The sequence below is a fragment of the Aquisalinus luteolus genome (genome assembly GCF_009712425.2).
Taxonomy (GTDB): Bacteria; Pseudomonadota; Alphaproteobacteria; order Caulobacterales; family Parvularculaceae; genus Aquisalinus; species Aquisalinus luteolus.
The window spans coordinates 468,276-493,526 of the sequence record NZ_VCJR02000002.1 but is presented as its reverse complement, the minus strand read 5'-3'; the positions used below and the strand labels follow the sequence as shown (position 1 = coordinate 493,526).

Sequence of the window (25,251 nt, the reverse complement as noted above, 5' to 3'; positions counted from 1 at the left end):
ACGCACCCGGATGATTGACCCGGATAAGCCTTTGTTCATCATGTTCCGATAAAAACCCTAAGGATGTATTCACGGATCAAGAATATCCCCGCCCCCGAGGGCACGCTGGTTGCAACGCCGCAGCGTGTCTTTCTTGTCAGCCTTGTCATGCTGGCGGTGTCTTACGCCGTTTATGCGCAGGCGATCTTCGCCTCTGACCAGCTGAACCTGCCGCAGGGCCCGCCCGTGGGCGGCGATTTCGTTGCCTTCTGGGGCTCGGCCCGCGCAGTACTGGACGGGCTGGCGGCGGATATCTATCAGCCTGCGGCCTATGAAGCCTATCTGATGGAAAACGCCATGCCGCGCGAGCGCTTCGGCCTGACATGGCAATATCCGCCTACATATTATTTCTTCATCCTGCCGCTGGCGCTGCTGCCTTTCATGCCCGGCTATTTGCTGTGGACCGGCGGGACGTTCGCCATGTTCCTCGCAACGATGCGCGGCAGCCTGAAACTGCCCTGGACCGGTGTGTTGCTCATCGCCGCCATACCGGTATGCTTCAACGCCGTCATCACCGGGCAGAACGGGTTTCTCACAGCCACACTGCTGGTGGTTGCGGCGGCCATGCCGGACAAGCGGCCTATCCTTGCCGGCATCTGTGCGGGCCTGCTGACGTTCAAGCCTCAGCTGGGCGTGCTGTTGCCTTTTGCTTATCTGGCCGGCGGATGCTGGCGCGCTTTCTTCACGGCGGGCGTGACGGCTGTGCTGCTGTTTGCGGCCTCTGTCGGTGCCTTCGGCTGGGAAACCTGGGAAGCGTTCTTGCACGGCATTGCCGGGGTCGGCGACGGCGTTTCGCGCTCCATCTATCCGCTGCAGAAAATGCCGACCGTCTTTGCCGCGCTCGCCAAATCCGGCGTGCCGCGCGAAGCCGCGATGGCGCTGCAGCTTGTATCGCTGATCGCTGCTATCGGCCTCGTGTCGTGGACATGGCGGCGGATCAGGGATACGGAGATGCGCGCCGCGATACTGTGCGCCTGCGTCTTTCTGTGTACACCCTATGCCTATTATTACGAGATGACGATCCTCGTTTTCCCCGCAGTCGTGCTGGTTCGCCGCGCGATGCAGTCGGGCCTGATGAAGCTGGAGGAAGCCGGGCTGATCGCCCTGTGGGCCCTGCCGATCTTCCTGCCCGGCCTGTCGAAATATGCCGGCGCCCAGCTGTGGCTGGCGACAGTCCTGATCCTGCTGGCGCTGCTGATCCGCCGCGCCCTGCCAGAGCTGATGCCGGAAGCGCGGCAGGCCGGCAATGTCACAGCCTGAGGCCTCTCTCACGGACCGCCTGTGGGCACTGACCAGCGATCCGGTGCGGCTGCGCCGTGTGTCGATTGTCCTCGCCCTCCTCTTCGCTGCTATTCTTGCCGCAGACACGATCCTCGCCGAGGGCCGGGTCAATATGCGCGGCGAACATCTGGGCGGTGATTTCCTCGCTTTCCATACGGCAGGGGAGATGGTGCTGGAGGGGAGCGCCCTCGATGCATGGGACGCAACCAGTTTCGAAACAGCGCTACAAATACGCGAACCTGCCATCGAATGGTACGGCCTGACCTGGCAATATCCGCCTGCGGCCTATTTCCTCGTCACGCCTTTCGCGCTCCTGCCCTACAAGCTTTCCTACTGGCTCTGGATGCTGGCGGGGCTGGTCGTATTCTGGTGCTGCTTCAGGGTGTCGTTTGAGGGGAACTTGCCAGGCAAGACCGCGCCGCTGCTGATCCTTGCCTCGCCCATCATTCTCGTCACGCTGGTGCAGGGGCAGAACACGCTGTTTTTCGGCGGCTTACTGATGATCGCCGCGGCCCTGCCCGACCGGCGCCCGCTGCTGGCGGGCCTTGCCGCTGCAGCGTTGACGATAAAGCCACAGCTGGGCCTGCTCATCCCCGTCGCCTATCTGTTCGGCGGGCACTGGAAGGCGTTTGGCTATGCCGCCACCTTCTCATTGGTGTTGTCAGGCATCGCAACACTGGCCTTTGGACTGGAAAGCTGGAGCGCCTTCTTCGATGCGATCACGCGCGTCGAGAATGACATGGCGGGTGGCGGCGCTCTTTATCCCTTCAACCGCATCATCAGTCTCTATGGCGCGTTGGGAGCGCTGGGCGTGCCTCATGCCATTGCCCTGTCCATTCATCTGCTGACAGTGCTGGGCCTTGCCGCCCTTGTCGCTCTGGTCTGGCGCAGCGACCTACCGCTGCAGGCGAAAGCAGCGCTGCTGATCCCGGCGACCCTGCTGTGTTCGCCCTATGCCTATTATTACGAGATGGTGCCGATGCTTTTCTCCGTCGCCGTCATGATCTCCATGATCGGCACACGGAACCTGAACGCTGCAGAGCGCTGGTGGCTGATGCTGAGCTGGCCGCTCGTGCTCTACCTGCCAATGATACAGGGCGCGGTGCCGGTACAGTTCGGCTTTGTCATCACGGCGAGCCTCGTGGCGCTGGTCGCGCGTAGCGTCATGTCCGCCAGCGCAGCTGCGTCGGCTCCAGCGTATTGACGAAGTCGCGGCCCTGCTCGCGCGATTCCGTCCATTCCCGCTTCAGCTTGAGGTACCATTTGGCGAGCATGTCCGGATCGTCGACATACATCATCGCCGGTCTCTCGCGCTCTATGTTCTCCGCCTGCTGAGAGAGGATGTGCCCGTCCTGACTGAGGAAGGTGCGCGCCAGCGGCATGAAGAACGGCTTGGCGATGGAGAGCAGGGCCATGTCCCACCAGGCAAGATGGTTGATCACGCTCTCGCCGTCCTTCGTCGGCGTGATCGCGGTGAAGGACAGGATCGTGTGTTTCTCGTTGCGGATCGTCTCATAGCGCAGACCGGGCAGCGCGAACTCGATCTCCGTCGTCGGGTTGCCGCCGACGATGCGATAGGCGCGGCCATTCTTTGATGGCGGGTGCGCCTTCATCCGGAAGCCGCGTTCCGTTGGCTCGTAATCCTTGACCTTCTCGCTCGCCTCGGCCGGGTTGCGCCAGAACCATTGCTGGTGGACGAAGGGCGTATGCGCCGGATCGACAAGGCCGATCACTGCTTCATCGTAAGGCCCCTTTGCGGGCACACTGACGATCATCTTCGGGGCATCGCCGACGGCCGTGTCCAGTTGCGGCGGCGCGATCACCGGCGTGCCGCCAAACCGTTTCCAGTCGGCGGGCATGTAGATCCAGACCGTGCCCTTTTCCTCATGCAGGGGAAAGCGTGCCGTCTTCATGTTGGCGACGGGGAAGGTGCTCGTCTCCGACAGAGCCGGGATTTTTGCGCAGACGCCGTCGGACGTCTTCATCCGCCAGCCATGATAAGGGCACTCCAGCGTGGTCTCTCCGCCCTCCTCCACCTGCCGCCCGGCGGACAACGGCGCGGCCCGGTGCGGGCAGACATCGCGCAGGGCAAAGACGGCCCCCTTCGCGTCGCGTCCGATGACGACCGGCACGCCGCAATAAAAGCGCCGCTCCATCTTGCCGGGCTTCAGCTCTGACGACAGGCACGCGAAGTACCAGATATCTTTCAGCAAATCTGACATGGGAGCGTTATAGATCAGTTTCGTGGCTGGCAACAGGGCGCGTTGGCGCCGCAGGCCGCCCGGCGAGAAGCCAGTAGATCAGGCCACTTAGAGTACCGGTGACGGTGTATATCGCGACAATCAGGACCGCACCAATAGCCATGTCCTGCAAGGCGGATTTCATGAAAAGTATGCTCAGCATCAGGCCAATCACGCCCCCGGCTATCGAATCTGACACCCCGCGCAACCAGCGGAAATGTCGCGCGAGGGAAACAAACACAGCGACAGGAATAAACGTCAGCACCACGACAACACCGAAGACAGGAAGTGAGAAGATGAACGAGCCGCCCACTTTCGAAATGAAGGTTTCCTGACCGTCCCTGCTCCACCCCAAGACAAACTGCAGGGAAAGGCAGAAAGCCGTGAAATAGCAAGCAACCAGATAAGCGAATGCGGCTCTCAGGCCTGGCCCATACTCACCTTTCGGCTCTGTTTTGTGCCACGGCCTGGCCATCCATTACTCGTCCATCTTGAGCGCCTTGATGAAGGCTTCCTGCGGGATTTCCACGCGGCCGAACTGGCGCATCTTCTTCTTGCCCGCCTTCTGCTTTTCCAGAAGCTTGCGCTTGCGGGTGATGTCGCCGCCATAGCATTTCGCGGTCACGTCCTTGCGCATCGCGGCGATGGTCTCCCGCGCGATGACGCGTCCGCCGATGGCGGCCTGAACCGGGATCTTGAACAGGTGCCGCGGGATCAGCTCTTTCAGCTTCTCGCACATGACGCGGCCACGCGCCTCCGCCTTGTCGCGGTGCACGATGATCGACAGAGCATCGACAGGCTCCTCGTTGACGAGGATCTGCATCTTGACGAGATTGTCCGTACGGTAACCGATGATCTGATAGTCGAAGCTGGCATAGCCCTTGGTGATCGACTTCAGCCGGTCATAGAAATCGAACACGACCTCGTTCAGCGGCAGTTCGTAGACGACCATGGCGCGCGAGCCGGCATAGGTCAGATCCTGCTGGATGCCGCGCCGGTCCTCGCACAGTTTCAGGACGCCGCCGAGAAACTCGTCCGGCACCAGGATCGTCGCCTTGATCCACGGCTCTTCGAGGTGGTCGATCTTGACCGGGTCCGGCATGTCGGCGGGGTTGTGCAGTTCCTTCATCGTACCGTCGGTCAGGTGCATGTGATAGACCACCGATGGCGCCGTGGTGATGAGGTCGATATTGAATTCGCGTTCGATCCGCTCCCGGATGATCTCGAGGTGCAACAGGCCGAGGAAGCCGCAGCGGAAACCGAAGCCGAGCGCGGCGGAGGTTTCCATCTCGTATTCGAAGCTGGCATCGTTGAGGCGCAGCTTGCCGATGGCATCGCGCAGGTCTTCGAATTCCGATGAATCGACCGGAAACAGGCCGCAGAAGACGACCGGCTGGGCCGGCCGGAAGCCGGGTAGCGGTTCGTCCGCCGGGCGGCGCTCCTCGGTGATCGTGTCACCGACGCGGGTGTCGGCGACTTCCTTGATCGAGGCAGTGAGGAAGCCGATCTCGCCCGGGCCCAGCACCTCTGCATTGGTGCGCTTGGGGTTGAACGTGCCGATCTGGTCGACCGTATAGGCGACACCGGCGCGCATCATGCGGATCTTCATGCCCTTCTTCAGCTGGCCATCGATGATCCGCACCAGGACGACAACGCCAAGATAGGAGTCATACCATGAATCGACCAGCATCGCCTTGAGCGGCGCCTTCAGCTCGCCCTCGGGTGCCGGCAGGCGGGTGACGATGGCTTCGAGCACCTTGTCGATGCCGATGCCGGTCTTGGCGGAAATTTCCACAGCATCCGACGCGTCGAGCCCGATCACGTCCTCGATCTGCTCTTTCACGCGCTCGACATCGGCGGCCGGCAGGTCGATCTTGTTGAGGACCGGCACGATCTCGTGGTCGACCTCGATCGCCTGATAGACGTTCGCCAGCGTCTGCGCCTCGACCCCTTGCGAGGCATCGACGACCAGAAGAGAACCCTCGCAGGCGGCGAGCGAGCGGTTGACCTCATAGGCGAAGTCGACGTGTCCCGGTGTGTCGATCAGGTTCAGCGTATACTCGATGCCGTCCTGCGCCTTATATTTCAGCCGCACGGTCTGGGCCTTGATGGTGATGCCGCGCTCGCGCTCCAGCTCCATATTGTCGAGCACCTGTTCCTGCATCTCACGGTCGGTCAGGCCGCCGGTGACCTGTATCAGCCGGTCGGCCAGCGTCGACTTGCCGTGGTCGATATGGGCCACGATGGAGAAATTGCGGATGCGGGATGGGTCGATAATGCTCATAGACGCATGCGTATAGACGGCCTGAGACCATACCACAATCGCCATTATTGCCGCGTTTCACAAAGGATGCAGGGGCGTGACCTAGTCGCAATAACCCGCGACAATATTGGCTTTCTTGCGGATTTGCCCGACGAGGTCTTCGATGACTTTCTGCGCGTCTTCTTCGGCGAACTTCATAGCCTCCAGCCCATCGGCATAGGACAGGGCCTTCTCGGCATGCTCGCACATGGCAGGTTCGGCAACGACCGTCCCCGTGGTGCCCATCTGCCTTGCGCCCATCAGGAAGCCAAGCTGGCGGTGTGTATCGCCTGCCCAGTAACGCGAATAGGCCAGCAGCGCGGGTGTCAGGTCTGGCCTGGCAAGCGTCTCCTCCATGAAAGCCAGGGTCTTTTCACAGACGGCAATCGCGGCGTCAGCCTCTGCCTTTGTCGGCCACTCACCTTCTGCGGGATAGGCGTCATGGGTCACCTGAGCGCATTCCTGATAGGATGCCAGCTGCTCGTCATAGGCCTGCTGGGCGTGTCCGGAGACGGGCACCATCAGCGCTCCTGCGACCATAGCTATTGCAATTGCTCTCTTCATGCTCATCCTCCCTTTGCTGGCAAAGCCTTGCTGACCGGTACCCCGCCCGTCAACCACCCGAACAGGGTAGATTGCGGCAAGGCGCTGGTATTGCTAACATTCAGGGTGTGGGACACAAGAAACGACAAAAGTCCCCGGGAAACGACAAGGAGGGACACTATGCGTTTTTTCCAGAACCTAACCGTATTGATTGCCGCGGGCACGATGGCTCTTGCCGGGGCGCTTACCGGCATGTCCGCCTCGGCCCAAGTCGAGGGCGAGGACGAATCCTCGGTCAACGAGGCCTTTGCCGCGATCATGGCATCCATGCCGCGCGATGGCGACCTGATCATGGTGCCATGGGCAAGCTCGCTGGGCACGAATGGCGTTGAGTCAGCGGACCTCATCGACGACGCCGATGTACCTGGGGGCAAGGCCCTGCGCGTGACGGCCACGAAGAAACCGAACAACTGGGATGCCAATGTCATCTCCCCAATCGGCCCGGCGGTCGAAGAGGGCGACCTGCTGGTCGTCGTCTATTACGCCAAGGTGGTCGATGGCGATCCGCAGCTGCCCTATAATGTCATCCAGATGAACGATGCACCGTACACATCCCTGATCCAGTCGAGCGACAGGCTTTCAGAGGAATGGGATGTCTATATCATCCAGGGAAAGGCGGCGAAGGCTTATGGCCAGAACAAGCTGAACCTGCAATTCCACCTGGGCAATGCCGCGCACACGATCGATTTCGGCCCCGTCTTCCTGCTGAATCTCGGCAAGTAAGGCCACTCAAGCTGATAAAAAAGCCCGGCACGATGGCCGGGCTTTTTTCGTTCAGCGGGCTGATAATCAGCCGTTCTGTTTTTTCAACAGGTCGCGGATCTCTTCCAGCAGGACCTGTTCTTTCGGCGGCTCTACAGCGGCAGGTGCCACTTCCTCTTCCTTCTCGACAGCATCTTTCAGCTTGTTCACGGCTTTGACCAGGATGAACACCGCAAATGCCACGATCAGGAAGGCAATGACGTTATTGATGAACAGGCCATAGTTCAGCGTCGGGGCGCCGGCTTCCTGTGCCTCGATCAGTGACGCATAGTCACCTCCGGCGAGCGGGATGAACAGGTCGGTAAAATCGACACCGCCCAGCAACATGCCGATCGGCGGCATGATGATGTCGTCGACCAGCGACTTGACGACTGTGCCGAAGGCTGCACCGATGATGATACCGACGGCCATGTCGATCATGTTGCCCTTTACGGCAAACTTCTGAAATTCCTTGAGCATAGTCTTTCCCTTCTTCGACCGGCACCTTGTCTGCCGGTAAACTGCACGGACCACCCTCTGCGTCCGTTTGAGGGAAATTATGGCTGTTTCAGTAAAAGTTAAAGCGTTTTAACCGCTTAGATCAGGATGTAATGCCCGGCCCACATCGCGCGGCGGCAGCCATTTCACCTGTCTCGGCATCCTGCAGGAACACAGCGCACGGCTTGCCGCGGGCCGCTTCCGGCAGGGTATAGCCGATCGTCCCCGTCTCGCCGGGGAGGACCTCATCGATCTTTACCAACGTATGGACGACGTTGGTGTAGGAGAGATTCTTGCCGGAATTCTTGCCACCCTTCACATCGACGGTGACAGGCTTTTCATGCCAGCTGACGAAAACAAGGGCAGCTTCGTGGTCCGGCCCATTGCGCGGCAGGGTGATGTTCAGCGTATCGCGGCCTGACGGCTGAACGCCGAGCAGCGGCAGGGCTTTCGTCTCATCCAGCGTTGAGGAGAGCGTTGAAAGCTTCTCCCCGTCCAATGCCTCGATACCGTTGACGATGATCTGGGGCGTATAAAGCCACTGGCCTTCCAGCGTCTCGACATAGCCTTCCTGGCGTTCATCGAATGACTTGTGGGCCAAGGTGTCGCGCCAGCCGAAATAGTCCCAATAGGTCACCGGCAGGGTCAGCGCCAGCACATCCGGGCGACCTGCAATGATGCGCAGATTCTCGTCTGCCTGCGGAGAGTTGGGACAGGCCTGGCTGGTATATAGCTCCACGACCTTCAGCCCGCCCGAAGATTGGGCAAGCGCGGCCGGGCCCGCCACGACGACGATGGCGGCGGCGAGAAAACCTGAAAGACGGGACGCAAGAGCCTGTAACATGATCTCTATGTGCCACGACACGGTACGGATTTCATCTCAAACTGCCGTGAGCGAACAGCCCTTTTTGCGCCGCAATCGAAAAAGGCCGCCCCGAAACGGGACGGCCTTTAATCTGTTTGAAGAGGGTCGCTTGCTTACGCGGCCAGCTTGCGGATGACGTAGTGCAGGATGCCGCCATGGCGGAAATAATCGAGCTCATCCGCCGTATCGATGCGGGCGAGAAGCTCGACGGATTTCTCCGTGCCGTCTTCCATTGTGATCTTCGCGGTCAGCGTCTGTTGCGGCTCCAGCGTGTCGATGCCGTCGATGGAGACCTTCTCCTTGCCCGTCAGGCCGAGGGATTTCCAGCTATCGCCTTCCTTGAACTGCAGCGGCAGGACGCCCATGCCAACCAGATTCGAACGGTGAATACGCTCGAACGACTGGGCGATGACGGCCTTCACGCCGAGCAGGATAGTGCCTTTCGCAGCCCAGTCGCGGGACGAGCCTGTGCCATATTGCTCGCCGGCAAAGACGACCAGCGGCGTGCCGTCGGCCTTGTACTTCATCGCGGCGTCATAGATCGGCATTTCCTCGCCGGTCGGGGCATAGATCGTCACGCCGCCTTCGGTACCCGGGACCATCTGGTTCTTGATGCGGATATTGGCGAAGGTGCCGCGCATCATGACCTCGTGGTTGCCGCGGCGCGAGCCATAGGAGTTGAACTCCCGGATCGGCACCTGGTGCTCCTGCAGGTAGAGACCTGCCGGGCTGTCGGCCTTGATCGCGCCGGCTGGCGAGATGTGGTCGGTGGTGATGGATTCGCCGAACAGGGCGAGAATGCCGGCGCCGGCAATATTGTCGACGGGCTTGGGTTCTGCATCCATGCCTTCGAAGTAAGGCGGGTTGGCGACATAGGTCGATTCCGGCCACGAATAGGTTTCCGAACCGCCAGCGGGAATTTCCGCCCAGCGCTCGTCGCCCTTGAACACGTCACCATAGCGCGACGCGAACATCTCCGGCGTCACCGCGCCGCGAACGACTTCGGCGATTTCCTGGTTCGATGGCCACAGGTCCTTCATGTAGACGTCATTGCCGTCCTTGTCCTTGCCGAGCGGGTCGGTGGTCAGGTTGACATTCATCGAGCCTGCCAGCGCATAGGCTACGACCAGCGGTGGCGAAGCGAGGAAGTTGGCGCGGACATCCTGAGAAATCCGGCCCTCGAAGTTGCGGTTGCCCGACAGGACGGAGGCAACGGCGAGGTCGTTCTCGTTGATCGCGTTGGAGATAGGCTCCGGCAGCGGGCCGGTGTTGCCGATACAGGTCGTGCAGCCATAGCCGACGAGATCGAAGCCGAGGGCGTCGAGATCGTCCTGCAGGCCGGCACGCTCCAGATAGTCGGTGACGACCTGAGAGCCCGGTGCGAGAGAGGTCTTCACCCACGGCTTGACCTTCATGCCGAGCTCATTCGCCTTGCGGGCCAGAAGACCGGCGGCGATAAGGACGGACGGGTTCGATGTGTTCGTGCACGACGTAATGGCGGCAACAACGACATCGCCGTGACCGAGGTCGAAGTCCTCGCCCTTGACCTCGACGCGTTTGCTGGCCTCATCAGCCTTGCCATATTCCTTGTCCAGAGCTTTCGCAAAGCCTTTCGGGCCGTCCTCCAGCAGCAGGCGGTCCTGCGGGCGTTTCGGGCCGGCGATGGACGGGCGCACATCGTCGAGGTTCAGCTCCAGCGTGTCGGTGAAGACCGGGTCCGGAGTGTCGGTCGTGCGGAACATGCCCTGTTCCTTGGCATAGGCTTCGACGAGGGCGATGCGGTCAGCATCGCGGCCGGTGGCCTTGAGATATTTCAGCGTCTCGGAATCGACCGGGAAGAAGCCGCAGGTCGCGCCATATTCTGGCGCCATGTTGGAGATGGTCGCCTGATCTTCGAGCGTCAGATTGTCGAGGCCGGGCCCGTAGAATTCGACGAACTTGCCGACAACGCTCTTTTCACGGAGCATCTGGGTGACGGTGAGGACGAGGTCGGTCGCCGTCGCGCCTTCTGGCAGCTTGCCGGTCATCTTGAAGCCGATGACTTCCGGGATCAGCATGGAGACCGGCTGGCCGAGCATGGCGGCCTCTGCCTCGATACCACCGACGCCCCAGCCAAGGACTGACAGGCCGTTGACCATGGTCGTGTGCGAGTCCGTGCCGACCAGCGTGTCCGGATAGGCGTAGGTCTCGCCGTCCTTGTCAGCGGTCCAGACGGTCTGGGCGAGATATTCGAGGTTGACCTGGTGGCAGATGCCGGTGCCTGGCGGGACGACGCGGAAATTGTCGAACGCGCCCTGGCCCCATTTCAGGAAGGTATAGCGCTCCCTGTTCCGCTCATACTCGACCTCGACGTTCTTGGCGAAGGATTGCGGCGTGCCGAAATAATCGACCATGACCGAGTGGTCGATGACGAGATCGACCGGGGCAAGCGGGTTGATCTTCTCAGCATCATTGCCGAGGTTTTTCATCGCGTCGCGCATGGCGGCGAGGTCAACGACGGCGGGAACGCCGGTGAAGTCCTGCATCAGCACGCGGGCCGGGCGATAGGCGATCTCGACCTTGTTGTCGCCATCGTTTTTCAGCCAGTCGCCGAACGCGTCGATATCGCCGGTGCGGACCGTGCGGCCATCTTCAAAGCGCAGCAGGTTTTCGAGCAGTACCTTCAGCGAGAAGGGCAGGCGCGAGACGTCGCCGATCTTCTCGGACACGGCCTTGAGCGAATAATAGCTGTATTTCTTGCCATTGACGTCGAGCGTCTTCTTGGCGCCGTATGTGTCCTGACCTGGCGTCATCTAGGGCTCCTTTTCTCTCGTGGGAGCCGGGGCCGTGCGGCGGCCTTCCGGCTTGTCTGTCTGAATAATATGGCGTGGTGATAGCTCAGGCCCAGCCGGGATTCAATGCGATGAAACAGGAATTTGCACCGATAAGAGTGATGAGCTAGCAGATGATGCCATGACAGAGCATGACAAGCCCCCCAAACCGGGCAAATCCCGCAGGAAAGTCCAACTGATGATGGACGATGCCGAGATCGAGGCGATCGATGCGTGGCAATTCGCCAATCGCGTGCCGACACGTGCCAAGGCGATCCGGGAGTTGATCAGGAAGGCGCTGGAAGAGGACAACTCCGGAACCGACGCGAACTAACTTTCTATTTGCGCCTCGATCAGCCGCTTTTCGCGCTCAAGCCGCAGTTTTTCGTCGCTGAAATTCTGGGCGATGAATTCCATCACCGAAACGTCTTCACCGAGCAGGTCGATGACGATGTCCTGCATCTGCCACTGGCTGCGCGGCGGATAGCGCGTGTCGGTCGTCTCCAGTGCTTCCGGGCGGAACGGCAGGTGGCCGGTATGGCTGTTATAGGCATGGGCTTTCATGCCCGCCGCCCATGGCGCGGTATCCGCCTTTGGCAGCGAAACCTCCGCAAGCTGATAATAGGTGCCGATGCTTTCCGTGCCGTGCATGCCCTCCATAGCCTCCTCATCGAGGAAGTTGACGAATAGCTGCGTCGTCTCGCCCGGTGCCTGCTCCAGCGATGCCGGGATCGAGCCATAGGGCGCGATGTGGCGCGCATAGGTGACCGACCAGTCCCGCACCGGCATTTTCAGAACCGGCACGATGATATCCTTGCGCTGCTGGAACTTGCGCAACAGCTGCATGGGCGAGGCGTTGGACCCGGCGGCCACCACAGGCGTCAGCCGGTCCAGCGCCATGTCGGCATGGGCAGTCTGGTGGACGACATCGCCGAGCGTGCGGCGCTCTCCCCGGTGAGATACAATCCAAGCCATCATGTCAGCGGACGTCGTATCGGTCAGCGCCATGGCGTGTCCGTCGACATAGACGTAAGAGTCGACAGGCACCGCAAAAGGATAGGACAGGGCGAAATTGATGTCGCGCGGATCGACGCGCCGGAAATCGTCAGTGGTATAAGCCATGACCCCAATCTAGCCGGGCTGGCTGCAGCTTCAAGCCACGCCGGCAAGAGTGTCGAAGGCCTCACTTCATGCTGATTTCCTGTGATCCCTCGCCTTCCAGTTCGAAGGATGCCGCCTGAAAGGATGGCGGGCCGAAACGCCCGGCCTGGCCATTGGAGAAGCCATAGGGCTCGGTCGGGATGCCGACGAGATTGGTGTCCAGCTCGCCATTGCCATTGACGTCGTGAAAGGCCTTGATGGCATAGGTGCCGGGCGGCAGGTCCTCGATTGAAATGTCGATGCGGGCGCTGTCGGCAGCGCGGGTAATTCCGCGCAGGGCATCATTCGCTTCCCAGCTTTCCTGATCGGCGAACAGGCTGACCAGCACATCGCCGCCCGTCTCGCCCAGCATGAAAGAAACGGACAGGGTCGATGAACCGTCCTGTCCGGCCTCTTGCGGCGCAGACGTTTCAGCCTGTTCCGAGGGCAGCGCCTCGGCACTATCGCCAGTCGTGTCAGCAATCGTTTTGTCGCGCCCCACGCTTTCGCAGCCCGCAATGAGGCCGACAGCGGCAAGGCACAGCATTATATTCGTTGCGGGCACTTTCTTCATGACAGGCTCCATCTCCGGCTTCGACAATATGGAGCCTAACAGCATCTGGCGGGAATTACTCCCTGCGCAGACATCGCGTCATGCATCCTTGTAGGCCTGCTTCAGCCATTTGGTGACATCCTTGTCGACCTCGGCAGGCGAGGACAGGCGGATACGGTGCGTGACCATGCTGTTGAAACTGCCTGATGCTTCAAGCTTTCCTTCCGGCTCAACCCCATTCAGGTTTAGGCCGAGATCGACACGCGTTTTCGTCGAGGGCTGGATGAGAGCGAACTGTTTCGAGCGGCGCAGGCTGACATAGGTCTTTTTCGGCGCGATCTCGACATCCTTGCCGAGACTTTCGACGATACCGATGAGCTTCTCATAGATCGGCTTCAGTCCGGCTTTTGCCCCGGCATATTGCCCTGCCACCGGATCATTCGCTGCCTGCGATGTGTCAGGCTGGCGCGCATAATGGGCGACGAGGTTGGCAAAGCCGTGGGTCATGCCATGCTCGCCTTTCAACAGCTTGATGATCTCGCCATGCTTTTCCAGCCCGCTGGTCGCGACAATGGCAAGCCATTCATCCAGCGACTTGCCGGTCTTTTCCGGCAGGTTGGCGATCATCGCGTCACGCATTTCTTCCGGTGAACTTGCCATATCCTGTTACTCCCCTTTTCCGGTTGAGCGCAGCGGCCAGTTTTCCGCCTTGCAGACCTTCGGTGTGAACAGGCCCATGACCGGGCCCAACATCGTTACCATCCGACCACTGAAGGCCGGCTTGCCGGTTTCGGCCAGCGCCTTGAGGTTCTGACCAATGAAGGCCGCGCCCTGCTGCATGGATTTTTCCGTCCTGGAGCCTGCCGGCATGTTCTCCATGACGAGGGAAAACTCGACTCCATCCTCGACTTCTTTCAGCTCATAGGTGACGATGCATTCCGGCTCGTCGACATTGGTGAATTTGAACGTGTGCGAATATTTGTGCGGCGGCAGGAATTCCAGCACCTCGCCCACCACACTGACAAAGCGCCTGTCCGGTGTGATCATCCGCATGGGCACACCCTTGCGCAGGCCGTCCTGTGTGTCACACACCGCCCCGAAGAAAAACGGCAGCGCCTCGTCCGTCTTGACGAGGATTGCCCAGACCGTCTCGATCGGCGCATCGATGGTAATCTTGTAGACCGACGACACGGTCGTCCCCTCGCCTTTCGTGGCTTCTTTCGTCATGTCCCCTTCTCCTTCTTTCGCGCCGCCGCTTCGGCCGCATATTTGATGGACGTCATGCGCCCTGCCCAATAGCCGCTATATTCGTCCGACCACCGATCGTGTATCATCTGGATCGGCGCCAGATTCATGTAGAGCCGACGTGTGCGCCCCTCACGCATACTCGTCACCAGCCCCGCCCCTTCAAGCACGGCGAGATGGTTCATCACCGCGATACGGCTGACGTCGAAGTGATGGGCCAGCTCGCCCACTTTCAGCCCCGGATGATGTTTCAGGCAATCGAGGATCGTCCGGCGCGTTTCATGCGCCAGGGCCGAGAAGACCTGATCCATCTCATTATTAGTAACCATGTAATTACATGATTACATAAATTGTCATCCGTCAAGCACGAAAAAAAGCCCCGGGCAATGCCGGGGCTTAATTTCAGGGCATAACCATGGTCGATCAGGCGTCGACGAGAACCTCGAAGCCACCGAATATCATGCGCTTGCCATCGAACGGCATTTCGCCGAAGGCTTCCATGCGCGGATCTTCCATGACCTTTTTCATGCCGGCGTCCCGCACGTCTTTCGAGGGCCAGGTGATCCAGGAAAAGACGACCGTTTCGCCCTCTTCCAGTTTCACCGCCATCGGGAAAGATGTCACCTTGCCCTCGGGCACATCGTCGCCCCAGGTCTCGACCACCGTCAGGGCGCCAAACTCCTTGAAAATCGGCGCGGCTTCACTCGCAATTTTCCGGTAGGCTTCCTTTTTATCATTAGGCACGGGGATCAAAAATCCATCGACATAGGTCATCGTCTCTCTCCTTGTTATATGATCAGTTTACTGCGTTGTTGTCTCAGGCAAAAGCAGCTTCGAGCGCCGCAATGTCTATCTTCTTCATCGTCATCATCGCTTCCATGGCGCGCCTGGCCTTGCCCTTGTCCGGATGCGTCGTCAGCTCCATCAACCGGCGCGGCGTGATTTGCCATGAAAAGCCCCAGCGGTCCTTGCACCAGCCGCACTGGCTTTCCATACCCCCGTTACCGATGATGGCATTCCAGTATCGGTCCGTCTCTTCCTGATCGTCGGTGAAGACCATGAAGCTGACGGCTTCGTTGGGTTTGAACATCGGCCCGCCATTCAGGCCAAGGAATGACTGTCCGAGGACGGTAAACTCGACCGTCAGCTCACTGCCTTCCTTGCCGCTTGGCGTGTCGGCGGCAGCAGCGTTGGCCGGACCGACATGGCTGTCAGGGAAGGTGGCGGCATAGAACTCAGCGGCCTTTCGTGCTTCACCGTGATCGAACCACAGGCATGTTGCAAATTTGGACATGTCAGCACTCTACCCCTGACGACATCGCCTTTTCCATATTGGCCATGATCTCTTCCTGGGAGAGCTGCTTTTCGCCCGGCGTTGCCAGAGACCAGCGATGACCGAACGGGTCTTCGACCATGCCGTAGCGGTCGCCCCAGAACTGTTCGGCAACGGGCATCACCTCCGTTGCGCCAGCATCGATGGCTCGGCTCGCCCAGGCATCGGCATCCCCCACGGTCAGGTGGATCGTGACCGGCGTGCCGCCCATCTTCTTCGGCCCGACGGCACCCATGTCGCAGAACTCGTCGTTGAGGTAGACGGACGATCCGTTAATGGAGACGGCGGCGTGCATCACCTTGCCGTCCGGGCCTTCCACAAAGCTCAACCTCCTGGCGCCGAATGCCTTTTCATAAAAGGCAACGGCATCTTTTGCGCCATCACAGACCAGGTGCGGCGTGACGGGCCCCATGCCCTCGGGCAGGTCGATTTTCTTTTCCAGTGTCATTTTCGTTTCCCCTTGAAATAAGCGACGATCGCCATGGCATGGCCATGCCCCAATCCGTAGTCTGATTTCAGCCAGTCAACGATTTCCCCGACCTTTATGGCGGGATTGATCTTGCCATCGACGACGAACCCCTTTTCCTCACCAAGAGACAGGAACTGCTCCGGTGAGAAACCGGTCTTCTCTTCAATATTGTCCATATATGCCTGAAACGACATATTATTCTCCGTGTAAGAATTTATCGATCATAGTGATTTGGCGACTTCTTCCATCTGGTCGGCCGCCATACCCCACCCTTCATGGAAGCCCATATTCTCATGGTTTTTCTTGTCCTCCGCCGTCCAGTGCAGCGCACGCCAGTCATAGAGAGTCTTGCTGTCCTGCTCCTCAAAGGTAGTGATCATGGTGATGAACGGTTTTCTTGATGGCACCCAAGCGCTGACAAAGGCGTCTGTTGCAACGATCTTCCTTTGTGGAATTACCTCCAGGTAAACCCCATGGTTCGGCATCTCCTCACCATCAGGGCCGCGCATCAGGATGAAGCTCTCACCGCCGGTTCGCAGGTCTTCTTCAATGATTGGCGTCGTCCACGGGCGCGGACAGAACCACTTCTTTTTCAGCTCAGCCTCCGCCCAGCAGCGCCATACAGCGCTGACCGGTGCATCTATCGTTCGCCTAAGGACCAGCTCATGTTCAGGCTGCATGGGATAATTTCTCCGTTGTAAACAGCATTTCGATATAGCGTCTGAGATGGTCGACCGATTGCGCGGCAAGGTTCGCACCGCCGTCTGCGGTACCCTCGGCCTTTGCAAGGATGAACGCACCCTGCAGCACGGCCTGTGTGTGCAGGGCGAGGCTACGCGCCGTCCAGCCAGCATTATTGATGCCGCGCTCAGCCATCGCCTCGGCGATATCACGCTCGATATTGGCGGCGTGATCGAAAATAGAGGCGCGGCAGGCATCGCGAATATCGGGGCTCGATCCGTATGCTTCCTGTACCATGGTGCCGACGAGGCAGGTGAATTCCGGGACATCGCCCTGCAGGATCGCACGGCGGAAATCGACATAGCCAAGCACGCGATCCAGCGGATCTTTCGGGTCGTGATAGGGCGCAGCAGCGAAGAAAGCACCCGTCGCCTCGCTCCAGTGATTTGCGGCGGCGACAGCGAGTGCCTCTTTCGATGGAAAATGATGAAAGAAAGCGCCCTTGGTAACACCGGCAGTTCGGCACAGGTCATCGACGCTGGTCGCCGAATAGCCCTGCTCCCGGATCACCGAAAAGGCGGCATCGAGCAGTTTTTCGCGTGCAGTAGGCCTGGCGGCTGGTTTCGTAGTCTTCTGGTTCATACCCGGATATACCAACCAGTTGGTATGCTGTCTAGTCCTTTCTTCTGCTTGTCTAATAATTTGATCGGTTGCACACTTCCGTCATTACGAGGGGAACGGGAAAAAGGGCAAACAAAGTGCGTAAATTTCTTCTGGCGGCAACCGCCGTAATCGGGCTTGGCGGCGCCATGGCCGTAATGCCTGGCAATGCAGCATGGGCACAGTCCTACAGCAGTTATGGACAGGCTTATAAGGCGTTCAATGAATCCCTTGGCGAAGGCGACAGGGAAGGCGCAATCTCTGCCGGCAAGCAGGCCTGGCAGATGGCCGAAGCGGCCCATTCTGACGACCCGGCCAGCGTCAACAAGGAGACGCTCGCCGTTCTTGCACAAAACTATGCTTTCGTTGCGCTGTGGGACAAACCCCGCGACGCGATCAACCCTGCAGAGCGCGCACTGGCGCTGGGCCGGGAAGGATATGGCCTCGCCAGCTTCTCCCTTGAGGAACTGGAAATCATGGTTGCCACAGCCAAGGTCCTGGACGATCCCGATGGACCTGACCGGCGCGCCTTTATCGATGCCATGAATGCGTGGTGGGCATCGGGCGGCGAAGCGACCAGCCTCGTTGCGTCCGCCGGCATGAAGGCCGCCGGGATCATCCTGGAACGCGGGGCCTATGGCGATGTCCTGCAGATTACCAAGCCACTGGGCGAAGCCCTGAGCCGACTGCCGAATCCACCGGCGCAGGATATCGCGAACACAAATATCATCCGTGTTGCCGCCATGATGACCAATTCGGAAATCTTTCGCCCGACGATGCAGCGTTCCGCCCGCGGACAATCTCTCGAGGGCGCGACGGAGCCTAACAAGCTGCGCCGCCGCCGCACCCTTGCCGAGGCGACACAGCTGCTGGCAATCACCCGATCGTTCTTCGATACGCAGGAAAGCATCGATGATTTCGACCCGACCCTCGCGCAGGTTATGGCGTGGCAACAACTGGTCAGGGCCTATGCCAATACCAATACCGTAACCGATATCGATGATTACGAGTTCGAATGGAACGGAACGCGCAGGACAGTAAAGCCTGCGCTGACCAAGACCTGCTTCGCGCCAGAACCAAGATATACGAAGCGACCATCCCCGGACTATCCGATCAGTGCCGCCTATAACGAAAGGGGCGGTTCCATCATTGTCGGGTATCATCTGGATGAGAATGGCAAGGTCTATGGTGCCAAGGTTCTGGCCGGGGTTCCAGAAGAGCGCTTCGGGCGCAACACGCTGCGCGCGGTCGAGAAGTGGGAGGCCGATGTCGAGGGATTGTCGGAAGCCTGCCGGATGAACAACATCACCCAGTTCACATTCTCTATTAGCATGTTCTGATAGCGTTCGGGCCTCATGCCGGCAGCTGGCTGGATGCCTTTGGCCCAGCATTCAGCAGCAGCCAGAAAATCGGGATCAGGATTGTTGCCAGACTGCTCGGCGCAAGCTGAGCCACTGTGCCATATTGCGGGAAGAGATTGCCCATGGCGGCGCTGGTCAGCCCGCCCCATGAAAAGATCATCTTCATCAGGTGGTCATGCACCCAGATGCGTTGCAGCCAGCCGCGCGGCAGGATCAGCCTTGTCAGGTCCCATGCACCGAGCCAGAGGAGCGAGATGACCATGGAATAGATGACCGGCCGCCCCCAGGTAATCACGAACTGGCTCTCCACCGCCATGTAGCTGACGCTGACTGCAATCGCGATGACAGCCAGCGCGATGTCGAAGGCCCTTGGGCGTGACCCGCGCAGCGCCACCGCCCGGTTGCCGGTGACGAGGGTGTAGAATGTCAGCACGGTGACCGCGGCCAGATGCAGGCGGAATTCGAACACGGTAAAGCCGATGAAGGCGGTGCACAGGACGACGGTGAAGCAGGCATTGAAGGCCCGACCGATCCAGCGATGAAGCCTCGTGCCCTTCGGCAGCACCATCTGGATTACCCCGAACAGGATGGCGAAGCTGCCGAAAAAGACATGGAAGAAGATATTCAGATTGTGCGCGAGGCTGTCATAATTGAACAGAAGGTCGAGATTGATCATGCTGGCACTCCATTGGAAGGGTTGCGATGCAGATCAGATGAGGGTGGATGCGCATGGATGAAAAGAGGCCCGGGAGCCCCGAAACCCCACTGTTTCGCGCGCGGCAGGCGGAAACCGCCGGCGCTTCGCGAACGGCAAAACTCCAGAAACGCATCCTCGCCCTGCAGGCCGGCTTCATGGCACTTCTCGGCATCGCCTTCGGGATGATCGGCCCGTATGAGACCGGTACGGTGCTGGGACCGCTGGCGCGGTTCGCCTATTGGGTCGGTATTCTCGTCGGGGCGTGGGCGCTGTGGGAGGTGCTTTTCATGGTTGCGCGACGGCTGACTGCCGGCGCTGTCGGGACCATCGCACTGACCGCGCTGCTAATGGCCCCGTTTGCGATCATCGGCTCGGCGCTGGCGACGCTGGTCAACATGGCGGCGGGGATGATCCCGGGCAACTTCGTGGCGATCTGGCCCATCGCGCTACTGACCTGGCTTGTCTTTTCCTTCGCCATCATCCTGCCGCTGATCGTCATCGGTCGAAGCCTTGCCATGGCCTACTACGGACGGGGCAGCGGCGATGCCATAGACCTGTTGATGATCCGCCTGCCGGTCGAGCTGAGGGGGGCGAGGATCGAAGCGCTGCAGGCGGAGGACCATTATGTGCGCATCCATACCTCGCGCGGCGACCACCTGACGCATATGCGGCTGGAGGATGCCATCGCCGCCCTGTCCGGTGTCGACGGGGTGCAGACTCATCGGTCATGGTGGGCGGCCTGCGATGGCGTGACATTGAACACGGACGGTACGCTCGCAACGGCGTCAGGTCTCGCCATACCCGTCAGCCGCCGCCGCAAAAAAGTAGTGATGCAGGCGCTCGGCTAAAGACACCTCCAGCCAAAGAAAAACCCCGGCGCTGTGGCCGGGGTTTTCCGTTGCGATGCGGCTTGCGCCACCTGAACGAAGCGTTTGCGCAATCAGTAGGTCTTACGCTTGGCTTCGTTGATCTCCAGCCAGCGGGTGCGCTGGATGCCGATGACATTATCGTTCCAGTTCTCGATGTGAAGCCCGACAAGGTTGCGGTTGACCGAGAAATAGATCGGCGCGATCGGCATGTCCGGCAGCATCAGGGCTTCCGCCTCGGCCAGGATATCGGCGCGGGCGTCGAGGTCCATGGTCAGGGCGGCCTCGTTCATCAGCGCGTCGAAATCCGGGTTCGAATAATCGGCATAGTTGATGGGGCCGGTATCACCCTGCACGAGGAACAGGAAGTTCTGCGGGTCGTTGTAATCAGCAACCCAGCCTGCATCAGCGACCTCGAAATTGCGGGCACGATAGTCAGCATACGCCACCTTCGGCTCCGCCCCTTCCAGCTGTGCCTCGACACCGATCTGGCGCCACATGTCCTGCATGGCAACCATGATCTGCTTGCGGTCACCGGCAAGGCGATATTTGACGGCAAAGGTCAGCGGATTGTTCTCGTCGAACCCGGCCTCTGCCAGCAGGCGGCGGGCTTCCGCGTTGCGGCGCTGCTGGGTCCAGCCGGCCTCGGCCATTTGCGGTGCGTTGTCGACATAGTTGTCGATGCCCGGCGGCACGATGTTATAGGCCGGCACCTCGCCCGCCCGGGTGACCTGCCTGGTCAACACGTCGCGGTCGATGGCAAGGCCGAGGGCGCGGCGCACGCGCGCGTCGTCGAACGGTTCGACATTGGTGTTGAAGGTCACATAGGTGAAGGAGAGGATGATCTCGTTATGCTTCACGCCCGGCATGTTCTGGTCGATCCACGACACCTGCTGGATCGGATAGCATTGCGAGCAGGCGTTGATGTCCAGCTCACCGGCGCGGAAGCGGCGGAAGGCAGACGAGACGTCATCGGTCGGATAATAGAAGACCGTGTCGATCTGGACGTTGTCGGCATCGTAGAAATTCTCGTTCTTGACCAGCTTGACGAAGCTGTTCGGGCGCCACGTATCGACCACATAGGCACCGTTTGTGACCATCGTGCCCGGCTTGATCCAGTCATCACCGGCCTCTTCCAGGACATGCTTCGGCACGGGGAAGGTCGTGTAGTGGGTCATCAGCGTGGCGAGGAAAGGTGTCGGCGTTTCGAGGTCCAGTTCCAGGGTCTTGTCGTCGATGGCGCGGGCACCAAGCTCTGACGGCGGCATTTCGCCGGCGTTGACCGCGGCGGCGTTCTTGAACGGATAGATCAGCGACGCATAGGGAGCGGCCGTTGCCGGATCGAGGATACGCTGCCAGGCGAAGACGAAGTCAGCAGCCGTCACGGGCGTGCCGTCGGACCAGGTCATGTCCTCGCGGATCTGGAAGGTATGGGTCAGGCCGTCTTCGGATATCTGGTGGCCGACAGCAGAGCCGAAAACCGGCTTGCCATTGGCATCTTCCGTATAGAGACCGATCAGCATGTCGCCGATGATATTGTTTTCCCACGTGCCGTTTGCCTGATGCGGGTCGAGGGTATTCGGCTCTGTGCCATTGCCCCGGTGCAGGACGACGCCATCGGCTTCGCTGGCGGCGCTGGGGCCGGAATCAGAACCGCCACCGCAGGCGGCAAGGGCGGCAAGCAACAGCCCGGCAAGGGCCGCGCGTAGCATGGTCGAATATCGGTTGATCATGCGGGATTGTCTCCATCGGCAACTGTTAAAGAACGCATAGTAACGTACTCTCGCGCCGCGCCAAGCCCGATTTGGCAGTGCAGCGTAGCGCGATGTGTCACGCTACGCCGGTATTTTTAGACGATCGTGCGAAGCATGAGGCATCTGGCGATCACAATACCGATGGCCACCACACCGCAGGCAACAGCGGCATAGGCCGCATAGTCGATCGGTACCACTAGCCAGGCGAGCGCATAGCCGATGCCGCCAAGCACGAAAGTCCAGCCGGCGAAGCGCTGTAGCGCCTGTTTTCGGCCCGCATCGCAAAGGCCCGCGAGTGGTGTGATAAGCTTCGGAATGATATTGCCGTAGAGGATTAACACCACACCGAGGACCGCTCCCATCGCCCTTTCCGCCACGGCACCACCGACGATCCCCAAGGCCTCCAACCCGGCAAGCCCGGCGGAAATCCCGATGATCAGACCACCCATGACCAGCGCGCCTTTCACTCCCATGATATTCATATCTCACTCTCCTTTGTCTGTGTTACGGACTGGATCGTCTCCTGCGCCCCCTTGCCCTGAATGCCGAACGCCCCGGCAAAGCCGAGCAGCGCGTCCTCCAGCACCGACAGTTTCAGCCGGTAGATAACGGACTTGCCGTCCTTTTCCGCCGCGACCAGATCAGCCTCCTTCAGCACCGCGAAATGCGCCGACATGGTCGGCTTTGACACGGCGAAATGCGCGGCGAGATCGCCGGCACTCATCGGTCCCTTGCGAAGCAGTTCCAGCACCTTTCGACGGGTCGGGTCGGACAGAGCCTTGAATACGCTATTCATGAATTGATAATTAGCTAATCATCGAATTGATGTCAAGAACAATTCGACATTTCTCTAAATGTTTTCGGGATGAGAATTCAGCGCGGCTCGATGCGCATCGGCACCGGCGTCGACGGCTGAAGCGTTATGCGCATGATCGGCATCGGTGCGGGGCCGACACTTGACAGAGTAAATCGCTGAAGGAGACGCGCCATGACGACGAGAATCTCCTGCATGGCAAAACTCGCCCCGATGCAGACGCGTGGACCGAGCCCGAAAGGCAGCCAGGCGTGGCGGGGGATTGTCTCGCCCCGCGCGCCCATGAAGCGCTCCGGCTCGAACGCATCCGGATTGTCCCACAGGCTTTCATGGCGATGCAGCACCCAGGTAGAGGTGACAATCTCCGTACCCGGCGCAATCTGTCGCCCACCGACCTCGTCGGCGTCTACCGCCTGACGGCTGAGCTGGGCGGCGGCAGGATAGAGGCGCATCACTTCCTTCACCACCGCATTGGTGTAGGGCATGTGATCGGCCAGCGCAGACGCATTAGCATCATCCGGCACGCCGTCAACCTCGCCCAGCACGCGGGCCAGCGCATCCGGTGTTTGCGACAGGACATAGAAGGTCCATGTCAGCGTCCGGGCCGTCGTCTCGTGGCCTGCCGCCATGAAGGTCAGGAGGTTGTCGATGATCTCGTCATCGCTGAGTGGTGCGTCTTCCTTCTGGCCTGCCTGCAATAGCAGCGTCAGGAAATCCTCAGGCACCGTCTCGCCCGTCGCGATGCGCTTGCGACGGGCGGCAGCAAGCGCGCCGACCTGCGCCCGCATCTCATTGATAAGCCGCGTCGCTTCGGTACGCCCGACACGCGGCACCCAGCCCGGCGCCTGCACCAGGTCGAACGGGTGCGGCATGCCGGAGACATCCATCAACCGGTTGATCCGGCGCGAGAAGAGCGCGGCATCGAAATCCGCATCATGGGAGAATAGACAGGCGAGCAGGATGTCGAGGGTCAGGGCCAGCATCTCTTCGGTCATGCTGACCGTCTGCCCGGCCTTCGCAGCCAGCTCATCGGCACGCTCACGCGCGACCTGGTCCATCACACCGCCAAAACCCTTTACATGGCGCGGGGTGAAGACCGGCGTCAGCGCTTTCCTCGCCCGCTTCCACGTCTCGCCTTCGGCCACGACCAGCCCGTCGCGCAGGAACGGCACCAGCACGGCCTGCCTGACATAGCTGAAACGGTAGTTTTCCTGGTTGGTGACGAATACGTGCCGGATCATCGCCGGATCATGGGTGACGAGATAATCACGGCCCAGAAAGCGCAGATTGGCCACGGGCTCGCGATAGAAAACGTCCGACCACACTTCAAGCGGGTTGCGGGCCATGACCTTGAAATACCGCACCGTGCCGAGAAACTGGGTCACCGGCGTTGGTTTGCGCGCCTTTATGCGGGGCGGCATTGGCGGGATATAATGCCGCTCGGCAGCATCACTGGTGGTCATGGCTCGTCTCTCCTGCAGCTGCGCCCCTGTGAGAGGATGTAAGCAGGCAGGATATCATTACCAATGGCAGATTGACGCAAAAGGCTTGTGCGGCCTACTCTGCGGCGACCACACAGGGCAAAGACAATTTCAGAGGTTTCCATGTCCCCAGTTCAGCGTCTTCTTTCCGCCGCCGGCATCAGCGCCGCCAGTGTCATCGCTTTCGCCCTGCCGGGGATCACCGCCAGCGCACAGGAAGCCAACTCCTTCACCGAATGCCGCGAGATTGCAGACGTCGAAGCGCGCCTTGCCTGCTATGACGGCCTTGCCGATGCGATCCGCGAGATCCCGGAAAAGGAGCGCGAGGAGAAGCTCGACCAGCAGCCGACCGTCGTCCAGAAGAAACCGACACAGGAAGAACTCGACCGCCTGTCGCAGGAGGACAACCTCGCCCGCCAGATGGAAGAGGACGAGCGCTGGTTCGGCCTTGAGAACATCTTCCGCCGCGAACAGAAGAAAAAGGAAGTGATCGAGGAGCTGGTCCAGCCGATCCTCGCCTATCGCGTCCTGCCGCTCGGCAATGTCCGCGTCGTACTGGAAAACGGCCAGGTCTGGGAACAGCTGGAAAGCGACGACCGCCGCCTGCAGCGTATCGACGACCAGTTCGTGCAGGAAGCCAATATCCGCCGCGGCGCCATGGGCAGCTACTTCATGAAGGTGGAACCGCTGGGCGACAATATCCGCGTGAAGCGGGTCCAGTAAGTCGCACCCTCCTCCCGGGAATGCACGTTGACAGATGCCGTGACGACAGTCAGCATAGTCGATGTGTTCAACGAATCGAAAGGAGGTGGTCCAGT

At 60.2% G+C, this 25,251-nt stretch carries 30 protein-coding genes; 7 read left to right on the top strand and 23 right to left on the bottom strand.

From position 1 onward, the window contains the following. The first annotated feature begins 63 nt into the window (after nt 1-63). Together FF098_RS10910 and FF098_RS10905 are read left to right on the top strand one after the other, a co-directional pair. Nucleotides 64-1,299 (top strand): glycosyltransferase family 87 protein, encoded by a 1,236-nt coding sequence (locus FF098_RS10910; protein ID WP_155140406.1) that lies wholly within the window; start codon nt 64-66, stop codon nt 1,297-1,299. Beyond that, nucleotides 1,286-2,524, top strand: a complete 1,239-nt coding sequence (locus FF098_RS10905; RefSeq protein ID WP_155140404.1) for a glycosyltransferase family 87 protein — start codon at nt 1,286-1,288, stop codon at nt 2,522-2,524. Before FF098_RS10910 ends, FF098_RS10905 begins: the two co-directional genes overlap by 14 nt. On the opposite strand, the gene FF098_RS10900 is transcribed toward FF098_RS10905, so the two are convergent. From FF098_RS10900 to FF098_RS10885, 4 genes are all read right to left on the bottom strand, one after another. After that, the gene (locus FF098_RS10900) at nt 2,484-3,542 is read right to left on the bottom strand and encodes an aromatic ring-hydroxylating oxygenase subunit alpha (RefSeq protein ID WP_155140402.1); all 1,059 of its coding nucleotides are present in this window, start codon (nt 3,540-3,542) and stop codon (nt 2,484-2,486) included. The genes FF098_RS10905 and FF098_RS10900 overlap by 41 nt on opposite strands. Before the next feature lie 7 nt (nt 3,543-3,549). Further along, nucleotides 3,550-4,035, bottom strand: coding sequence for a hypothetical protein (locus FF098_RS10895; protein WP_155140400.1), 486 nt, complete (start codon nt 4,033-4,035; stop codon nt 3,550-3,552). A 3-nt stretch (nt 4,036-4,038) separates the two neighbouring features. Further along, nucleotides 4,039-5,844, bottom strand: a complete 1,806-nt coding sequence (lepA, locus tag FF098_RS10890) for a translation elongation factor 4 (protein WP_155140398.1) — start codon at nt 5,842-5,844, stop codon at nt 4,039-4,041. An 81-nt stretch (nt 5,845-5,925) separates the two neighbouring features. Further along, nucleotides 5,926-6,426: a hypothetical protein gene (locus FF098_RS10885; protein ID WP_155140396.1), complete on the bottom strand. Its 501-nt coding sequence runs from the start codon at nt 6,424-6,426 to the stop codon at nt 5,926-5,928. Between the two features lie 159 nt (nt 6,427-6,585). Here FF098_RS10885 and FF098_RS10880 point away from each other — a divergent pair, with 159 nt between their 5' ends. Then, the gene (locus FF098_RS10880) at nt 6,586-7,188 is read left to right on the top strand and encodes a hypothetical protein (protein WP_155140394.1); all 603 of its coding nucleotides are present in this window, start codon (nt 6,586-6,588) and stop codon (nt 7,186-7,188) included. Between the two features lie 66 nt (nt 7,189-7,254). Here FF098_RS10880 and mscL read toward each other — a convergent pair whose 3' ends face one another. The 3 genes from mscL to acnA all read right to left on the bottom strand — a co-directional run bounded on the left by mscL (nt 7,255) and on the right by acnA (nt 11,361). Next, complete coding sequence (mscL, locus tag FF098_RS10875; RefSeq protein ID WP_155140392.1) at nt 7,255-7,686, bottom strand: large conductance mechanosensitive channel protein MscL; 432 nt, start codon at nt 7,684-7,686, stop codon at nt 7,255-7,257. Nucleotides 7,687-7,807: 121 nt separating this feature from the next. Continuing rightward, nucleotides 7,808-8,548 carry a DUF1223 domain-containing protein gene (locus FF098_RS10870; protein ID WP_155140390.1) on the bottom strand — a complete coding sequence of 247 codons (741 nt, stop codon included), beginning with the start codon at nt 8,546-8,548 and terminating at the stop codon, nt 7,808-7,810. 134 nt (nt 8,549-8,682) lie between these two features. After that, a complete protein-coding gene (gene acnA / locus FF098_RS10865; RefSeq protein WP_155140388.1) occupies nt 8,683-11,361 on the bottom strand; it encodes an aconitate hydratase AcnA in 2,679 nt (892 codons plus the stop codon). A gap of 160 nt (nt 11,362-11,521) precedes the next feature. Between acnA and FF098_RS10860 the strand changes: the two genes are divergently transcribed. Further along, entirely contained in the window at nt 11,522-11,713 is a 192-nt protein-coding gene (locus FF098_RS10860; protein ID WP_155140386.1) for a ribbon-helix-helix domain-containing protein, read from the top strand. Here FF098_RS10860 and FF098_RS10855 read toward each other — a convergent pair. The 11 genes from FF098_RS10855 to FF098_RS10805 all read right to left on the bottom strand — a co-directional run bounded on the left by FF098_RS10855 (nt 11,710) and on the right by FF098_RS10805 (nt 17,442). Continuing rightward, nucleotides 11,710-12,501: a hypothetical protein gene (locus tag FF098_RS10855; RefSeq protein WP_155140385.1), complete on the bottom strand. Its 792-nt coding sequence runs from the start codon at nt 12,499-12,501 to the stop codon at nt 11,710-11,712. The two genes, FF098_RS10860 and FF098_RS10855, sit on opposite strands and share 4 nt — an antisense overlap. Before the next feature lie 61 nt (nt 12,502-12,562). After that, nucleotides 12,563-13,138, bottom strand: coding sequence for a DUF2141 domain-containing protein (locus FF098_RS10850; RefSeq protein WP_155140382.1), 576 nt, complete (start codon nt 13,136-13,138; stop codon nt 12,563-12,565). Between the two features lie 33 nt (nt 13,139-13,171). Beyond that, nucleotides 13,172-13,732 (bottom strand): DUF4287 domain-containing protein, encoded by a 561-nt coding sequence (locus FF098_RS10845; protein WP_155140380.1) that lies wholly within the window; start codon nt 13,730-13,732, stop codon nt 13,172-13,174. 6 nt (nt 13,733-13,738) lie between these two features. Next, nucleotides 13,739-14,299: an SRPBCC domain-containing protein gene (locus FF098_RS10840; protein WP_155140378.1), complete on the bottom strand. Its 561-nt coding sequence runs from the start codon at nt 14,297-14,299 to the stop codon at nt 13,739-13,741. Further along, nucleotides 14,296-14,646, bottom strand: coding sequence for an ArsR/SmtB family transcription factor (locus FF098_RS10835; RefSeq protein WP_155140376.1), 351 nt, complete (start codon nt 14,644-14,646; stop codon nt 14,296-14,298). Before FF098_RS10835 ends, FF098_RS10840 begins: the two co-directional genes overlap by 4 nt. 94 nt (nt 14,647-14,740) lie before the next feature. After that, nucleotides 14,741-15,091 (bottom strand): DUF1428 domain-containing protein, encoded by a 351-nt coding sequence (locus FF098_RS10830; RefSeq protein ID WP_155140374.1) that lies wholly within the window; start codon nt 15,089-15,091, stop codon nt 14,741-14,743. Nucleotides 15,092-15,134: 43 nt separating this feature from the next. Beyond that, nucleotides 15,135-15,611, bottom strand: coding sequence for a VOC family protein (locus tag FF098_RS10825; protein ID WP_155140372.1), 477 nt, complete (start codon nt 15,609-15,611; stop codon nt 15,135-15,137). Between the two features lies 1 nt (nt 15,612). Further along, nucleotides 15,613-16,098: a VOC family protein gene (locus FF098_RS10820; RefSeq protein WP_155140370.1), complete on the bottom strand. Its 486-nt coding sequence runs from the start codon at nt 16,096-16,098 to the stop codon at nt 15,613-15,615. Then, nucleotides 16,095-16,313, bottom strand: a complete 219-nt coding sequence (locus FF098_RS10815; protein ID WP_155140368.1) for a DUF4287 domain-containing protein — start codon at nt 16,311-16,313, stop codon at nt 16,095-16,097. The genes FF098_RS10820 and FF098_RS10815 overlap by 4 nt, the downstream gene beginning before the upstream one ends. Before the next feature lie 27 nt (nt 16,314-16,340). Beyond that, complete coding sequence (locus FF098_RS10810; RefSeq protein WP_155140366.1) at nt 16,341-16,799, bottom strand: SRPBCC family protein; 459 nt, start codon at nt 16,797-16,799, stop codon at nt 16,341-16,343. Continuing rightward, nucleotides 16,789-17,442: a TetR/AcrR family transcriptional regulator gene (locus FF098_RS10805; RefSeq protein WP_155140364.1), complete on the bottom strand. Its 654-nt coding sequence runs from the start codon at nt 17,440-17,442 to the stop codon at nt 16,789-16,791. Before FF098_RS10805 ends, FF098_RS10810 begins: the two co-directional genes overlap by 11 nt. 116 nt (nt 17,443-17,558) lie before the next feature. Between FF098_RS10805 and FF098_RS17945 the strand changes: the two genes are divergently transcribed. Then, the gene (locus FF098_RS17945; RefSeq protein ID WP_155140362.1) at nt 17,559-18,800 is read left to right on the top strand and encodes a TonB family protein; all 1,242 of its coding nucleotides are present in this window, start codon (nt 17,559-17,561) and stop codon (nt 18,798-18,800) included. A 13-nt stretch (nt 18,801-18,813) separates the two neighbouring features. Here FF098_RS17945 and FF098_RS10795 read toward each other — a convergent pair whose 3' ends face one another. Next, nucleotides 18,814-19,497, bottom strand: a complete 684-nt coding sequence (locus FF098_RS10795; RefSeq protein WP_155140360.1) for a DUF2306 domain-containing protein — start codon at nt 19,495-19,497, stop codon at nt 18,814-18,816. Nucleotides 19,498-19,550: 53 nt separating this feature from the next. On the opposite strand from FF098_RS10795, the gene FF098_RS10790 reads away from it, so the two are divergent. Then, the gene (locus tag FF098_RS10790; protein ID WP_166426484.1) at nt 19,551-20,366 is read left to right on the top strand and encodes a LytTR family DNA-binding domain-containing protein; all 816 of its coding nucleotides are present in this window, start codon (nt 19,551-19,553) and stop codon (nt 20,364-20,366) included. Between the two features lie 92 nt (nt 20,367-20,458). Here FF098_RS10790 and FF098_RS10785 read toward each other — a convergent pair whose 3' ends face one another. The 4 genes from FF098_RS10785 to FF098_RS10770 all read right to left on the bottom strand — a co-directional run bounded on the left by FF098_RS10785 (nt 20,459) and on the right by FF098_RS10770 (nt 24,415). Beyond that, entirely contained in the window at nt 20,459-22,117 is a 1,659-nt protein-coding gene (locus FF098_RS10785) for a peptide ABC transporter substrate-binding protein (RefSeq protein ID WP_155140355.1), read from the bottom strand. A 116-nt stretch (nt 22,118-22,233) separates the two neighbouring features. Next, a complete protein-coding gene (locus tag FF098_RS10780; RefSeq protein WP_155140353.1) occupies nt 22,234-22,620 on the bottom strand; it encodes a hypothetical protein in 387 nt (128 codons plus the stop codon). Continuing rightward, on the bottom strand, nt 22,617-22,934 hold the full coding sequence (locus tag FF098_RS10775; protein WP_155140351.1) for an autorepressor SdpR family transcription factor: 318 nt from the start codon (nt 22,932-22,934) through the stop codon (nt 22,617-22,619). Before FF098_RS10775 ends, FF098_RS10780 begins: the two co-directional genes overlap by 4 nt. A 77-nt stretch (nt 22,935-23,011) precedes the next feature. Then, nucleotides 23,012-24,415, bottom strand: a complete 1,404-nt coding sequence (locus tag FF098_RS10770) for a cytochrome P450 (RefSeq protein WP_155140349.1) — start codon at nt 24,413-24,415, stop codon at nt 23,012-23,014. Between the two features lie 141 nt (nt 24,416-24,556). Here FF098_RS10770 and FF098_RS10765 point away from each other — a divergent pair, with 141 nt between their 5' ends. After that, nucleotides 24,557-25,156 (top strand): hypothetical protein, encoded by a 600-nt coding sequence (locus FF098_RS10765; protein ID WP_155140347.1) that lies wholly within the window; start codon nt 24,557-24,559, stop codon nt 25,154-25,156. Nucleotides 25,157-25,251: the final 95 nt, after the last annotated feature.

Bases quoted from the DNA above. Each gene is read 5' to 3' on its own strand.
- FF098_RS10810 (WP_155140366.1), bottom strand. From the start codon at position 16,799: ATGCAGCCTGAACATGAGCTGGTCCTTAGGCGAACGATAGATGCACCG.
- FF098_RS10860 (WP_155140386.1), top strand. From the start codon at position 11,522: ATGACAGAGCATGACAAGCCCCCCAAACCGGGCAAATCCCGCAGGAAA.
- FF098_RS10780 (WP_155140353.1), bottom strand. From the start codon at position 22,620: ATGAATATCATGGGAGTGAAAGGCGCGCTGGTCATGGGTGGTCTGATC.
- FF098_RS10795 (WP_155140360.1), bottom strand. From the start codon at position 19,497: ATGATCAATCTCGACCTTCTGTTCAATTATGACAGCCTCGCGCACAAT.
- FF098_RS10790 (WP_166426484.1), top strand. From the start codon at position 19,551: ATGGATGAAAAGAGGCCCGGGAGCCCCGAAACCCCACTGTTTCGCGCG.
- FF098_RS10775 (WP_155140351.1), bottom strand. From the start codon at position 22,934: ATGAATAGCGTATTCAAGGCTCTGTCCGACCCGACCCGTCGAAAGGTG.
- FF098_RS10885 (WP_155140396.1), bottom strand. From the start codon at position 6,426: ATGAAGAGAGCAATTGCAATAGCTATGGTCGCAGGAGCGCTGATGGTG.
- acnA (WP_155140388.1), bottom strand. From the start codon at position 11,361: ATGACGCCAGGTCAGGACACATACGGCGCCAAGAAGACGCTCGACGTC.
- FF098_RS10765 (WP_155140347.1), top strand. From the start codon at position 24,557: ATGTCCCCAGTTCAGCGTCTTCTTTCCGCCGCCGGCATCAGCGCCGCC.
- FF098_RS10905 (WP_155140404.1), top strand. From the start codon at position 1,286: ATGTCACAGCCTGAGGCCTCTCTCACGGACCGCCTGTGGGCACTGACC.
- lepA (WP_155140398.1), bottom strand. From the start codon at position 5,844: ATGAGCATTATCGACCCATCCCGCATCCGCAATTTCTCCATCGTGGCC.
- FF098_RS10840 (WP_155140378.1), bottom strand. From the start codon at position 14,299: ATGACGAAAGAAGCCACGAAAGGCGAGGGGACGACCGTGTCGTCGGTC.
- FF098_RS10805 (WP_155140364.1), bottom strand. From the start codon at position 17,442: ATGAACCAGAAGACTACGAAACCAGCCGCCAGGCCTACTGCACGCGAA.
- FF098_RS10835 (WP_155140376.1), bottom strand. From the start codon at position 14,646: ATGGTTACTAATAATGAGATGGATCAGGTCTTCTCGGCCCTGGCGCAT.
- FF098_RS10855 (WP_155140385.1), bottom strand. From the start codon at position 12,501: ATGGCTTATACCACTGACGATTTCCGGCGCGTCGATCCGCGCGACATC.
- FF098_RS10910 (WP_155140406.1), top strand. From the start codon at position 64: ATGTATTCACGGATCAAGAATATCCCCGCCCCCGAGGGCACGCTGGTT.
- FF098_RS10820 (WP_155140370.1), bottom strand. From the start codon at position 16,098: ATGACACTGGAAAAGAAAATCGACCTGCCCGAGGGCATGGGGCCCGTC.
- FF098_RS10785 (WP_155140355.1), bottom strand. From the start codon at position 22,117: ATGATCAACCGATATTCGACCATGCTACGCGCGGCCCTTGCCGGGCTG.
- FF098_RS10830 (WP_155140374.1), bottom strand. From the start codon at position 15,091: ATGACCTATGTCGATGGATTTTTGATCCCCGTGCCTAATGATAAAAAG.
- FF098_RS10870 (WP_155140390.1), bottom strand. From the start codon at position 8,548: ATGTTACAGGCTCTTGCGTCCCGTCTTTCAGGTTTTCTCGCCGCCGCC.
- FF098_RS10825 (WP_155140372.1), bottom strand. From the start codon at position 15,611: ATGTCCAAATTTGCAACATGCCTGTGGTTCGATCACGGTGAAGCACGA.
- FF098_RS10845 (WP_155140380.1), bottom strand. From the start codon at position 13,732: ATGGCAAGTTCACCGGAAGAAATGCGTGACGCGATGATCGCCAACCTG.
- FF098_RS10850 (WP_155140382.1), bottom strand. From the start codon at position 13,138: ATGCTGTTAGGCTCCATATTGTCGAAGCCGGAGATGGAGCCTGTCATG.
- FF098_RS10880 (WP_155140394.1), top strand. From the start codon at position 6,586: ATGCGTTTTTTCCAGAACCTAACCGTATTGATTGCCGCGGGCACGATG.
- FF098_RS10815 (WP_155140368.1), bottom strand. From the start codon at position 16,313: ATGTCGTTTCAGGCATATATGGACAATATTGAAGAGAAGACCGGTTTC.
- FF098_RS10895 (WP_155140400.1), bottom strand. From the start codon at position 4,035: ATGGCCAGGCCGTGGCACAAAACAGAGCCGAAAGGTGAGTATGGGCCA.
- mscL (WP_155140392.1), bottom strand. From the start codon at position 7,686: ATGCTCAAGGAATTTCAGAAGTTTGCCGTAAAGGGCAACATGATCGAC.
- FF098_RS10770 (WP_155140349.1), bottom strand. From the start codon at position 24,415: ATGACCACCAGTGATGCTGCCGAGCGGCATTATATCCCGCCAATGCCG.
- FF098_RS10900 (WP_155140402.1), bottom strand. From the start codon at position 3,542: ATGTCAGATTTGCTGAAAGATATCTGGTACTTCGCGTGCCTGTCGTCA.